Genomic DNA, 13,766 nt, shown 5'->3' with positions numbered 1-13,766 from the left:
TACCCTCTTTACTATTAATTTATCTTCTTAATTTTTATGAATTCTGTTACATTATTTATAATATTTATCTAAGTTTATCTAAAAGTTGTTGGTGCGTAAGTTCTTCTTGTTCTCCGGTAACTAAATTTTTCACTGTTATGAGATTCTTTTCAATCTCCTCACTACCGATAATACATGCATATTGAGAGATATTGCCCGCACTCTTCATCTGACTCTTTAAGCTTCTGTTCATATAGTCCATATCCGCGGATATCCCGTTCATACGAAGTGTTTTTAGTAAATCAACTGCACAAAGGCGGGCTGTTTCTTCAAGAGCAACGATATAGGCTTTGATTGAAGGCTCTTTCCCGAAGCTACATCCCTGCGCTTCCATGGTCAAAACAACACGTTCAAGGCCGGCTGCAAAACCAACGCTGGGAACATGCGGCCCTCCGATAGTTTCAGAAAGATTATCATAGCGGCCTCCGCCACAAACAGCATTTTGAGCACCAAGGTCTCCAGAGAGTATTTCAAAGGCTGTCTTTGTATAGTAATCCAAACCTCTTACAAGCCTCTTGTCATGTTTAACTACAGCACCTATGCACTGCAATCCTGCTTTTAGCTTTATAAAATGTTCATTGCACTCACTGCACAAACTGTCCATTATTGACGGTGCATCTTCAGTGAGCTCTTTGCAAGTTGGTTTTTTACAATCTAATATGCGAAGGGGATTTCGATCAAAACGCCCTTTGCATGAGTCGCAAAGTTTATCGTATTTAGGTTTCAAAAAATCTTGCAGCGCCACCCTATAATCAGGTCGACATTTTGAACAGCCAACCGAGTTTATAACGACCTGAAGGTTTGACAGCCCTAAACGACGAAACAGCTCCATAGAAAAATTGATAATTTCGACATCAACAAATGCATCTTCTGCACCAATAGCTTCCACATCTAACTGTACAAACTGACGATATCGACCTTTTTGAGGGCGTTCATAGCGAAACATGGGACCTGTCCCCCAGAGCTTTACAGGCTGGATTTCGTTGCGCATGTCATTCTCCAGATAAGAACGTATCATAGAAGCAGTCATTTCCGGTCTTAAAGATAGGCTTCTTCCGCCTCTGTCTTCAAAGGTGTACATTTCTTTTTCAACTATATCCGTAGTCGCACCTACTCCGCGAGAAAAAAGCTCTGTGTATTCAAATATGGGAAGATGGATTTCACTATATCCAAAATCGTCGGCCACTTTACGGCAGATTGCCGATACATATGCCCATTTCCATGACTCATTGCCAAGGATATCTCTTGTTCCACGGGGAGCTTTTATAGCTTCCAATGAAAATCCCTCCCTACTACATTTTTTATCTAAACAAGTATCATACTTCATTGTGTGCACTACTTACAAGTTAAATAAAGCATAATGTTGCATTATAATACATTTACAAGTTACATTTTACACTCATACAATTTTATCTTAAAAAGGAGACAAATCATGAGCCGTGCTTTTATAAAAGAAGACGATGGGGAGCGGAACGAAGCCGTCTCCAAAATTTTATATAGAGAAAACAAAATAGAGTGGCTACAAATACAAGAGAGAAAACTTGACACTCTGCTTAATGACCCAAAGTCTAAAAAAATAAAACCGGAAACTCTAAAACGTTGGATAAAAGATACCACAAAAGATATAGAAAAAACAAAAAAGGAGCTTGGATATATCTAGTCGCTCTCGTTGATATGTCTTGATTTATAATTTATTTTTACATACCTTTCATTAATCGTGCCGTCAACCTGGTCCAGCGTTTGCGAGTGCTGTCGTTTTTTACTGCAATTCCCAAGGCTTTTTTTGTACCAACTATTATTACAAGTTTCTTCCCTCTGGTTATAGCCGTATATAAAAGATTTCTTTGTAACATTACATAGTGCTGCGTAAGAATAGGAATTACCACAGCAGGATATTCAGAACCTTGCGACTTATGAATTGAGATGGCATAGGCATGGATTAATTAATCTAATTCATGGAAATCATATGAGACAAGACCATTATCCATTTTGACTATTAGCTTTTGCTCATCTGCATTAATTCTGTATATCGCTCCAATATCTCCGTTGTATACGTCTTTCTCATAATTATTTCGCACTTGCATAACCTTGTCTCCCTCTTGGAAGACTCTCCCCATCCTCTGTAGTTTTACACCATCTGTTCTGTTTAGTGTTCTTTGTAGTTCTGTATTAAGCCGGACAGTCCCAATAGGACCCTTGTGCATAGGAGTCAGCACTTGGATATCTTCCAGAGGGTTGAATTGGAACCGCTCAGGAATTCTTTCGGTTACTAGTGTTTTTATAACTTCTAAGGCTTTATCGGGATCGCTCTGCTCAATGAAATAGAAATCTTTAAGACCGCTCTCATAATGTTTGTCAAATAGAGGCATTTCTCCAGCATTGATTTTATGAGCGTTGACTACAATATTACTTTGCTCGGCTTGTCTAAATATCTCACTTAACATAACAGTAGGACATATTCCGGAATCAATTATATCTTTTAAGATATTGCCGGCTCCAACAGATGGAAGCTGATTCACGTCCCCGACGAATATCAGTGATGCACCATCTGGTACGGCTTTAAGAAGGTGATACAGAAGTATTTGATCTATCATTGAAGCTTCGTCTACAATAAGAAGGTCACATTCCAACGGATTGGAATCGTTGCGCATAAACCCACCCGAATCTCCTTCAGTGCCTACATATTCTAACATTCTGTGTATTGTTTTTGCTTCGTGCCCGGTCGCTTCTGTCATACGCTTGGCTGCTCTTCCGGTGGGAGCGGCAAGCATAACTCTGTAACCTCTTGCTTCACGTATTTTCAATATGGCACGTATAAGAGTCGTTTTCCCTGTACCCGGTCCGCCAGTCAGAACCATGATTTGAGAGTTTACGGCAATTTTTAATGCTTCTATTTGTTGTCCCGCAAACTCAATGTTTAGCTCCTCTTGAACCCAAGGGATAGCCACTTCCGTGTTGACATACTGTCCGTTAAAAGGTGAGGATATAAGTTCCTGAAGTTTTTTAGCAGAATGAGACTCTGCATAATGAAATGCGGGAAGATATACAGCTCCCTGCTCTTTCCCCTCAGAATTTTCAAACCATTCTATTATTATTTCTTGAGCTAACCTTGCTTCTTCTATGCCTAATTCTATTAAATCGGTATTAACTCCGAGAATTTCTGAGGCTTTTTCTGTTAGCTCTTCTAAAGGAACATACACATACCCATCTCCGACAAATTTTGTCATTAAATGTAAGACTCCTGCCCTTATACGCAGCGGCGAGTCTTTTGGGAACCCCATGTTTGATGCAATTTTATCTGCGGTATAAAAACCTATTCCAAAAATATCTATGGCAAGTCTATACGGATTTTCTTTTAAAACTAGTAGTGACGCTGGTCCGTATTGTCTAAAAACCTTGGCAGCATAACCACTTCCAATACCGTATTTTTGAAGGAAAAGTATAAGCTCTCTTATTTCTCTTTGTTCACTCCAAGAGGACACAATTGAGGCTATTTTTTTTTCTCCTATACCTTCAACCTCAATGAGTCTTTCTGGATTATTATCAAGAATTTCTAATGTATCTTTGCCAAACTTAGCCACGATTCTTTCTGCGAAAGCTGGCCCTATCCCTCTTATTAGACCGGAGCTTAGGTATTTTTCTAGACCCGTTTCTGTCGTCGGTGCTACAGTCTCACAGCTATCGATTTTAAATTGCATTCCGAATTTGGGATGCTCTTGCCACTCCCCATTCATGAGAATCTCTTCTCCTGCCGTTGGAGAGTGCAAATAACCAACAGCAGTAACAGGGTTAGGGTATCCACGCACAGCAAGACGAAGCACGGTGTAACCATTCTCCGAATTGTTGTAAACAACTCTATCAATCAGCCCTGTGAGTTTTCTTCCCTTTGATGAAGTGATGTTAATGTTGTTCTTATTCATGTTACTTTATGTAAGCTATTCTCCCATCTACTACCGTAAGTCCTATTTGTATATCTAAAAGTTCCTCATAGGATGCTTTCATCGGATTTTCAGTAAAAGCAATAATGTCTGCCATCTTGCCTACCGATAGAGTTCCTCTTGAAAGTTCTTCCATACAAACCTTAGCTCCACTTACGGTATAAACTGAAAATGCCTCATCTCTGCTTAATCTCTGAGATGGTATCCACCCATATTGGGGTTGTTTGTTTTCATCTTGCCTAAAAAGAAGTATCCTAATTGCCTGACATGGATCTATATTACAGAATCCATCAGAACCTGAACCTACTGTAATACCGTTAAGGATCATTGATTTCCAACTATCGCACATTCTGGATCTTTCAGCTCCCAAACGAAGTAGCAAGCTATTCATATCTTTAGACAAAAGAAAAGGAGTTATATCTATCATAAGGTTTAACTCCTTAATTCTTTTATACGCTTTTTCTGCACCGACTCTGCAGGATTCAATTCTATGTCCAAATCTTTGATCTTTTTTCTTTTCTATCGCATTTAAACAACGTTCAATAGCTGCATCTCCAGTTGCTTGGAAAATTAGCTGTATAACTTCTTTGTGGGCATTTTTTACTATTTCATCCAATTCTTCCTGAGTGATATTGCATAAACCAAAATATCCACTTTTATCCGAATATTCCTCTATCAATGCTGCGCTTCTGTCGCATAACATACCATCTATTTTTATTTTTATCGGAGGCGTTGTTTGAAAGGTATCCCTATATTCTTTAAAGCTTTTTGAATTTATAAGCTCATGCAGCTCTTCAAGATTTGATATGGCAAGTTGAGGTGTAATTCTCGGGGCTATCTTTGGTGAATCTGCCACTGACTTGTAAAAGTCTAAAATCTTAAAATTATTTTTTAAGGCTGATGTATCGTCCGTTTGAACAGAGGTAATTCCGAATTTTAGGACCTCTTTAATTCCTTTATCATAATAATATTTTATATTTTCCTCTGAAAATTCTTTTTCATCTCCCATGCCTCTTCTCCCAATTTCAAGAAGACGAATATGGGTATCAGTAAAGCCGGGCATAAGAAATTTTCCTCTCATATCAAGGACTACCGTCTTTGTATCACAGAGAGAAAGTACGTCTTTATCGTCGCCAAGAGCTTTTATAATGCCACCTCTTGCATAAAGGGCTGATTTTTTCTCCTGTGAATCCATAGAGAAAATTTCACCGTTTATAAAAGCGATAGAATCACTTCTGGCGACATTAGACATTTCAGCTAATCTTTATAAACCCATTAATAAAGATATCAGAGTTCTTGTTCCAAATCCTGAAGCACCCTCTACGTAGTAGTCCCACGGTTTTTTAATAAAATCTGCACCAGCTATATCAAGATGAGCCCATGGAATGTCATCTCCTACAAATGCTTCAAGGAACATAGCTGCTGTTATGGCCCCTCCGTAGCGTTCTCCACTATTAGAAAGATCTGCAAAAGAAGACTTAATTGATTTACGCAAATTTTTATCATTCATAGGCATTTTCCAGAAATTCTCTCCGGAAATCTTAGATGCTTCGAGTATTTTCTCTCCTAATTCATCATTATTAGTGAAGAGTCCGCAGGTACTTGAGCCAAGAGCAACAGCACAGGCTCCGGTTAATGTTGCAATGTCTATAATTTTATTTGGTTTTAATTCAGTTGCATAGGACAAAGCATCTGCAAGGGTTAAACGTCCTTCAGCGTCAGTGTTGTTTATTTCGATGGTCTTTCCGTTACGTGCTGTAAGAATATCATCCGGCCTATACGAGCTCCCGCTTGGCATATTTTCTGCAGCGGCTATAAGCACTGTGGTTTTTATTGGAAGTTTCAGTTCGGCCGCTGCTTTTATTGCACCCAACACAGCACAAGCTCCACTTTTGTCGCCCTTCATAGTCAGCATGTAATCTCCTGGCTTTATGTTAAGACCTCCACTATCAAACGTCACACCTTTGCCAACGAGAACAACATGCTCCTTACTGTATTTTTCTGGTGTGTAAGTAAGTCGAATAAATCGTGGAAGGTTTGATGAGCCCATCGCAACAGAATAAAAAGCATCCATCTTCTCATTGCGTATGCGCTCCTCGTTCCATATCTCACATTCAAGGGACAGCTCATCCGCCAACGATAGTGCTTTTGCAGCTAATACTTGAGGATTGATTATATTTCCAGGCTCGTTGGCTATATCTCTTGCGTAAGACTGTGCTCCTGCAAGAATTGTCCCCTCTTTTATACCCTCATCATTGCCATTAATAATCGTTACCACTTTTGGTTCTGCAAATTTATCTTCGTCATTTTTTGCCAGATATTTGCTGAATCTGTACAATCCTAAAACGGCACCTTCCGCGGCAGCTCTGGAACGTAATTTATTACTCGCCTCAGGTACGTGTAGTGCTACTGCCGTACATTCTTTCTTGGCAGCATTTCTTACAGCGTTGAATGCTCCCGTGCGCACTTCGTCTTCACGAATAGAGTCCACCTTTCCCAATCCGTGCAAATAGACATATTTAACACCGTTAGAGGCAATGGGCAAAAGAAGAGATGCCCCCTCCTTACCGGAAAAAGACTCACTTATTACATATTTTCGACAAAAATCTCTCGCTTCACCACGAAGTGGATCAAGTGTAATATTTTCAGGTTCTCCCTCAGTCACAAGAATGCCTATTATTTCCACCGTTTCAGTGGAGAAAGCTGTTTCCGATTTTTTTATCAGCATAAAAATACCCCCTATAAATCTAAAAACTTTACTAAAGACCTGTCAATCATAACACTGTTTTCTCTTTATGTAGATTATGTTCGTGCCATATGTTTTGCCTATTTATATATAAACTTGCAGACAATATTTTATTCTATGTTGAAAACAGAATTTCCGAATACGTCCCAAAATATTTGTGGCAAATAAAAAATGATGACCGAGGGAATACAATCTCAGCCATCATTTTAATTGTAATAATAATTAGAGCTTTAAGTCTAAACCGGAAGCTTTCTGCTGTAGCATCAATCTTGCAACGTCAGCAATATGTGCTCCTGCTTCTACAGGGTTGGTGCCTCCATGATAAATATTAGAAATGACAGACCTTATGGTTTCCGGAGCGCCAATATATCCCTTATACGTCATGTACGCACTAAGAGACTCACTTGATGCAAGTCCGGGACGCTCACCGAGAAAGTTAACTGTTACTTCAGCTCCCAATGCTTCAGTCACTGCATCCATGACTCCAACTCTTCCATGTTTAATAAAAAAGGGAGTTCCCACAACTATATTATTTGACTTAAGTCCTTGCATCACTGACGGGAGAAGATCCTCAATGTTGGATTCTACCGCTGTGTTAGAAAGACCATCCGAAAAGAAAATCTGAACTTGAGGATTTCTCTTGCATTTACTCTGCATTTCAGCAACTGTTTCAGGAGAAAGCTGCCGTCCCAAATCTGGTCTTGTCAGAAATTCGTCCTTTGAAGCACATACAGTTGTAAAGGTTTCTAGCCCAAGTCTGTCCAGTAATTCTTGGGAAATGTCACTAAACACGGCATCCATGGCAGCCGCATGATCTGCTCTAAACCTCAAAAGTGTTTCTGTGCGGTAACGGGGTCCTGCTCTCCAAACACCAAGACGTGCAGAGGTTGTTCTCATAATTTCTAAAAACTCTTCGGGATGTGCCGGTCTAGGTGTAGACAAAATTTCTCTAAAATTAATTTTAGACAGATCCCTTACTTCTTCTGCAGATGTGGTTTGAGAATTGGAAATAGCATTTGCAACCGAAACACTTTGTGTGGACGAAGGAACTCTTCCAGAGGTGTTTTCCGATATCACTTCAGAAACTATTTCTCTTACTAATTCAACCAATTTATTGTCATTCATGTCGAAATGCCTCCTTATTTCAAGAAAATGGAGCCGTCTCCGGCCTTTTCTGTCAGAATTCCCTTTTCATCCATAAGTCCCTGTTTCATTAACCACTTATGAAATTCAGGAGCAGGCTTTTTACCGGTCAGCTCTCTTAAGGTCGCGTCGTCATGGAAACTGGTATCCTTGTAAGCCAACATTATATCGTCTCCAACTGGCACACCCATATAAAAGTTGGCTCCAGCTATGGCTAATAAGGTTGTGCTCATTTCCTGGTCATCCTGAGTGATGGAAGTGTGGTTAGTAAAACATGGTGCCATTCCCATAGGCAGGCCCATCAATTTTGCCATAAAATGATCTTCGAGGTTTGCTCTAAGTAGTTCTTGTCCATCATATATAGTTTCAGGACCAATAAATCCTGAAACATTATTGACCATAAATGGATTGAAATATCTTGCGAAACCATATGTACGTGCTTCCAATGTCATCTCATCCACACCACAGTCTGCATCTATAGAAACCTCTGATCCCTGTCCTGTTTCAAAGTATAAGAAGTTGGGGCCATTGGCAATCGATTTTTGACGTGCCAAAGCATATGCATCTTCCACAAGACTTTTGCTTACTCCAAAGTTTTTAGTTGCAGCTTCTGTACCAGCTATAGATTGAAAAAGCATGGAGAGCGGTGCCCCCTGCTCCAATGCGGCCATTTGTGTCGTCAGATGCGAAAGTACAGTTATTTGAGTTGGGATTTCAAAATCCGTCATAAACTTATAAACAGCATCGGCTATGCGCCGAGTACCTTCTATATTATCCTCCACCGGATTTATGCCGAAACATGCGTCTCCTGAACCGTAAGAAACTCCTTCCATGAGCCCCAATACAATTCCTTTTGGATCGTCTGTTGTGCTGTTTGTCTGAAGTCTATAAGATAAAGTTCCGGGGATTCCTATCGTGGTATTACAATGGGTAGTAACAATAACTTTCTTTGCAGCGTAAACCAAGTCCATAGCTGACATTAATTTAGCAACGGCCGCAGCCACTTCTCCGGGAAATGCCCTATGATGTTTTCGTAACATATCAGTCGTTGTTTTATGATCAAGAATCCAATCTCTCAGCTCACCTATTGTCCAGTTCTTTATTGACTCGTAAGTAGGAGTGCTAATCGAATCAATATTTAATCTGGTTACTTCATCTGTTTCGTAAGGTACGGTGGGATTTTCGGTAAGATCTTGTACCGTCATCTCAGAGAGAACAATCTTTGCTGCTACTCTCTCTGTTACAGTCTCTGCAGCTATTCCTTGTAACCGGTCTCCTGCTTTAGGTTCGTTAGCTTTTGCAAGGACATCCTTTATATCGCTAAAAACAAAGCTTCGACCATTTAAGGTTGTCTTTAGTTTCATCTCTTCCCCTCCTGTAGCACTTGGTTGTATTCTTTAAAGTAAAAAATTTACTTTTGCAGCAAAGAATAACAGAAATTAGCTTTCATTATACAGAATTAAATCTAATAAATAAATGTGTTGAGTAACCTACAATAATATTAGTTTTTATTTTATAAAAAAAGCTCTAAATCCAAAGATTTAGAGCTTTTTATGAATCACGTTTATTCTGTTTTTTCTATAGGTAAGGAATCATCTCCGGCCCAAGCTTGATATCCTTCATCATATGTCTGCGACTTGGTATATCCCGGAACATATCGAAGAACCATATTGACGAAAGAAGCACGAACTCCGGCCGTATCATAAAGAACTATTTCCATATCAGGAGTTATCCCAGCACTGCTCATAATTTCTGCTATTTCTTCAGGGCTTTTAAAAGTGTGATCGGAATTTACAAATTTAGACATTTCTATGTGGATGGCACCCGGTATACGCCCCGCTCTTTTTTCTCCGAAGGGACGAATCCTCCCCTCGTATTCGCCAATCGTGCGAACGTCTACTATTGCAAGTCCCGGTTTCCCTATATTATTTTTTATCCACTCTGTGTCGACCAAATAGTTCTTTTCATAAGCTGAAATAGTAAAAGGAAGAGGTTTATTTGCGTGTTTAGTTCTGGATATTTCTTTGCCCGCCTGTTTCCATGATGTAAAACCGCCATCCAAAATTTTTGCATTTTTGATACCGGCCATTCTAAAAATCCACAATGCCCAACCGCTCTGCCCCCAGCCTCCGGCATCACAATAAACCACTACAGGTTTTTTACCATCTATTCCTAAAGCTCCTATTCTTTTTGCCATTGTTGCAGGAGCATAAATAGTTCCATATTTAAGAGTTCCTGTTGGCACGTTGACATTTGCAAAATATGTCCACGTTGCATTTACTGCACCAGGGATGTGTCCTCCTGCATAAAGGCTTTCCGGCCTTGCGTCTACGATTACAACCTTAGTGCGGTTTTGAGCCAACCATTCTGATGAAACAAGCAACGATTCGGCCGTTTCAGGGTGTCCCTCTGCCATCGGCGTCGGCTTGATAGCTCCCCCTGTTCCCTGAACAACTTCATTCATAGGTTCAGCTGCCGTGTTTTCATTTTCAAGTGGTTTAGCCACATCTGTTGCATCTTTTGTTTGCGTAGATACAGGTGTTTCTTGTGCTGCGAAAGATACTGTCGCAAAGATAACAAACACAAATAATAAAAGAGCGACCCCTACCTTTTTTCTCATAAAATCATTCCTTTCAGTTGGCCTGTATGGCGGTTGTATTATAAATTTTGCATTATAGTAGCAGATTTAAATAAAATAGCTATCTGTGAAATTGCCGTAAATTGCTAATTAAAATAGTGTATTCCAAGTGGAAGCTATCCAATTTGCTGCACGTTTTGCCTCGTTAAACTCTTCTAATATAGCACTATCTTCTTCATTAGAAGAGGATTTTCCATGCCTTCTTCGCCTCCAATCGTTGAATTCCACAACATAGTTCTGACGAATTAAATGTCTAAATAAAACTTCATATCGAGTGTAACCTAAAAGGAATTTTTGATTGACTGCTCCTAAGTTAACCATAAAAGCAATAGTTTTTTTTATGAAATTTTTTATATTTTTTTTCCAATCCATTCTCAATATAACGACTCTCTTGCCTGCGGTTAGTGCTCCTAAAATAAGATTGAGCTTATTTTCCGTACAAAAGATCTCATCTGAATGAGATATAAACAAAGGTAAGGGAGCCTTCTTTTCATCACTCTCTCTAAAATAGCCTTTTATTGAATCAGCTCTAGACATAAGCAGCCTCAGTGTTTCATCCGCCTCTCTTGTTATGTTTCCTGTTACCGATATATACAGATTTATTCCCTCTATTTCTGCAACTCTCATTAAGTATCCTATATTTTTCTTTATCCAATCAGGTTTAACTATATGATTTTTATCATTCCCGCCTATGATAATAGTCCACTTCTCTCCCGGATCCAGAGGATACTCTTCCAACAAGTTGACAGCCTCATCTTTTAACTTTTTTTTGGTTAGTGTGTTCGGAACGCCGAGTGTTGCTAGTATATTTGTTTTCTTAAGAGGGAATTCGTACTCGGGTATGATTGCAAAATCAAAAGGGTCAGTTCCTAACATCTTGGAGGTTGATATAGTTGCACAGACACACCGCCACATGTAGCCTAAAGACAAATTATATGGAGAACAATCACTGCCTGCAGAGATTATAAGAACTTCTCTTGTCCCTTCATAAAAATTTCTCTCGGCAAACCATTGTCCCACTTTTCTAACCATGACATCTGCAGAGGCAATAGCCAACCAATTCCTGGCATCTTTTCTATTGCCGTTTACGAGTGTGTGTGAAGCACGATATACTTTTAATTTCACTACACCAGAGAGTTCGGGAATTCTTGTTTCAAGAATTTCGGCACCTGTTAACTTTGCAATCCACATGGCAACACCACGACTCTGGTCGTCATGTTCTGCAATGCCGTCACTCAAAAGTATGATTGTTTTGATCTTTGGAGTATTATTCATTTATTTAAAAAATCTACGTCCTGTTCTAATATTTTCCTCACTTTTTCTAGATCTTCGATAGTATTCACGTTGGGTCCTAGAGGGGGATATTTTGTAGGAATTACTGCCATTGAATAGCCATGTTCAAGAATACGAAGTTGCTCTAAAGACTCAGCTATCATTAGAGGAGTTGGTGCAAGAGTAACCATTTTTAATAAAAAATCTTTTTTAAAAGCATATATTCCCAGGTGCTCCCATACTGGGCAGTTATTACTGTTTATTTCATAAGGTATGAGTGAACGACTAAAATATAAAGCCTTACCATCCAAAGCTCTCACTACTTTTACTATATTGGGGTTATTATAGTCTTCTTTATTTTTTATAGGCACGCAAACTGTGGCAGAGTCTATGTTTTCATAAGAGGCTATCCCCTCTGCCAGCTCTTTTAACATCCTAGGGTCAAGCATAGGCTCATCACCCTGTATATTAACTACATAATCTGCATCCTCATTTGCGACCACTTCGGCAACGCGGCTTGTCCCATCCGGATGATCGGTACGAGTTAACATAACATCTCCACCAAATTTTTTCACAGTATCGTATATTCTTTCATCATCAGTGGCGACGACAACTTTCTGAAAAACTCCAGATTCCACTGATCTCCTATAAACTTGCTCCACCATGGTCCTCCCGCATATATCAATAAGTGGCTTCCCTGGGAGCCGTGAGGATGCAAACCTCGACGGAATGACAGCTATTATTTTATTTGGGTTGGTTAAAGTTTTTTTGTCCACTCTCTAAATTTCCTCAACATTTCTTTTCGGTCAAGCGGTTTTACATTTTTCACTATCCACTCTCTCATGTTTTTGCCCTCTTCTGTTTCTTGTTTGTAACTCATAAAACTTAAATTTATGCCCAGGGCGTCCGCTACTTTTAAGGCAAATACAGGCCAAATTATACCAATGTCACCTATAACCGGGATACTGCCTTCATGGCGCGCGAAGGCTGACATTTCTATGCGGAAGGGAATTTTGGATATTTTTGTTTTAGGAAGACCTTTGGCAATTGCTTCTTGTATTGCAGCGCCGTTTCTTTGTAAATCTTGAGCTTTACGTAGATTTTCATCAAGGTCGAAACGTATTAACGACTTATTTTCAAGGCTAAAGGTAGGTTGCCCTTGCCACCAAGACCAAATTCCATGCCCCGTATAGGTCTCGAAGGGACCATCATGAATTTCTTGAGTTAAAGCAACGGCTGATTCTAGGATAATATCGGAAGACTCCATCATTTTAGCTATTTTCCTGGAACGTTCGGCTATGGAAATACTGTCTGCTACTGAAATGCCTGTGTATCCGCCACCCACTAATTGTGGAATTGTAACCAAAACGGGGATCCCTTTCTCTGCACCTTTGCCTAACAACGTTTTTTTATCACATCCCCAACCTGCAACAGTCTCAAAAGGAAGACCAGTCTGAAGGGAAATCGAGAGAATCTCTCTTGCAATCATTTCCCCTCTCAGCCCCATAGGGTATGCCATGTTTCCTGCTGCTTTTATAACCATATGCCCAGCTGCAGCTTCGCCTTTATTTAGCAGCTCATCATCCAAAATCATCTCTTCACGGAGAGTTTCCAGCTCTTCTTCCTTTAGTTGTGTAAACTCAAAGACATTTCCTCTGGGCATATTTTTTTCATCAAAGCCAAACTGAGAAGCATCGCACATTTTCACTCTGTCAAGACAGCCACCCATCTCATGGCTGACTACAGCAGAACTTGTTGTTACTCCATCAATAATCCCTTTGTCCATGAGTTCCGCTATTAAGGTTGTAACACCCTCATGTAGATTAGGGCCGCTACCGACAACGACTGACACTTTACCATTCTGTTTTTTTACATTAATAACTCGTTTTATTGCTTCATCAAGCGCCTCTTTCGAGCGGTCACATAGCTCTTCATAAAAACTATTAATTAGTTCTCTGTTTGGTTGCATTAATATCACCCCGTTTAAAAT

10 protein-coding genes and 1 pseudogene are annotated in these 13,766 nt (G+C 39.7%); 1 reads left to right on the top strand and 10 read right to left on the bottom strand.

Translation table 11 applies throughout. The annotated features are described in order from the left end of the window. Window positions 1-64 precede the first annotated feature (64 nt). Window positions 65-1,366 (bottom strand): histidine--tRNA ligase, encoded by a 1,302-nt coding sequence (locus GXZ13_03255; GenBank protein NLX74855.1) that lies wholly within the window; start codon window positions 1,364-1,366, stop codon window positions 65-67. Window positions 1,367-1,471: 105 nt separating this feature from the next. On the opposite strand from GXZ13_03255, the gene GXZ13_03250 reads away from it, so the two are divergent. Then, window positions 1,472-1,699, top strand: coding sequence for a hypothetical protein (locus GXZ13_03250; protein ID NLX74854.1), 228 nt, complete (start codon window positions 1,472-1,474; stop codon window positions 1,697-1,699). Between the two features lie 37 nt (window positions 1,700-1,736). On the opposite strand, the pseudogene GXZ13_03245 reads toward GXZ13_03250, so the two are convergent. The 9 genes and pseudogenes from GXZ13_03245 to GXZ13_03205 all read right to left on the bottom strand — a co-directional run bounded on the left by GXZ13_03245 (window position 1,737) and on the right by GXZ13_03205 (window position 13,745). Next, window positions 1,737-3,959 (bottom strand): annotated as a pseudogene (locus GXZ13_03245) (ATP-dependent RecD-like DNA helicase). Between the two features lies 1 nt (window position 3,960). Continuing rightward, window positions 3,961-5,229 (bottom strand): amidohydrolase family protein, encoded by a 1,269-nt coding sequence (locus tag GXZ13_03240; GenBank protein ID NLX74853.1) that lies wholly within the window; start codon window positions 5,227-5,229, stop codon window positions 3,961-3,963. Between the two features lie 12 nt (window positions 5,230-5,241). Beyond that, window positions 5,242-6,705 carry a leucyl aminopeptidase gene (locus GXZ13_03235; GenBank protein ID NLX74852.1) on the bottom strand — a complete coding sequence of 488 codons (1,464 nt, stop codon included), beginning with the start codon at window positions 6,703-6,705 and terminating at the stop codon, window positions 5,242-5,244. 240 nt (window positions 6,706-6,945) lie between these two features. Continuing rightward, window positions 6,946-7,848, bottom strand: a complete 903-nt coding sequence (eutC, locus tag GXZ13_03230) for an ethanolamine ammonia-lyase subunit EutC (GenBank protein NLX74851.1) — start codon at window positions 7,846-7,848, stop codon at window positions 6,946-6,948. Between the two features lie 14 nt (window positions 7,849-7,862). Then, complete coding sequence (locus GXZ13_03225) at window positions 7,863-9,230, bottom strand: ethanolamine ammonia-lyase subunit EutB (GenBank protein NLX74850.1); 1,368 nt, start codon at window positions 9,228-9,230, stop codon at window positions 7,863-7,865. Window positions 9,231-9,430: 200 nt separating this feature from the next. Next, window positions 9,431-10,486 carry a sulfurtransferase gene (locus GXZ13_03220; GenBank protein ID NLX74849.1) on the bottom strand — a complete coding sequence of 352 codons (1,056 nt, stop codon included), beginning with the start codon at window positions 10,484-10,486 and terminating at the stop codon, window positions 9,431-9,433. A gap of 108 nt (window positions 10,487-10,594) precedes the next feature. After that, a complete protein-coding gene (locus GXZ13_03215) occupies window positions 10,595-11,779 on the bottom strand; it encodes a hypothetical protein (GenBank protein ID NLX74848.1) in 1,185 nt (394 codons plus the stop codon). Continuing rightward, entirely contained in the window at window positions 11,776-12,519 is a 744-nt protein-coding gene (gene kdsB / locus GXZ13_03210; GenBank protein ID NLX74847.1) for a 3-deoxy-manno-octulosonate cytidylyltransferase, read from the bottom strand. The genes GXZ13_03215 and kdsB overlap by 4 nt, the downstream gene beginning before the upstream one ends. Window positions 12,520-12,533: 14 nt before the next feature. Beyond that, window positions 12,534-13,745, bottom strand: a complete 1,212-nt coding sequence (locus GXZ13_03205; GenBank protein ID NLX74846.1) for a hypothetical protein — start codon at window positions 13,743-13,745, stop codon at window positions 12,534-12,536. Window positions 13,746-13,766 lie beyond the last annotated feature (21 nt).

The organism is Synergistaceae bacterium (assembly GCA_012728235.1).
In the GTDB taxonomy this organism is placed as follows: domain Bacteria; phylum Synergistota; class Synergistia; order Synergistales; family Synergistaceae; genus JAAYFL01.
Note: the sequence above shows the minus strand (reverse complement) of the source record. Positions and strands in the feature narration are given on the sequence as shown.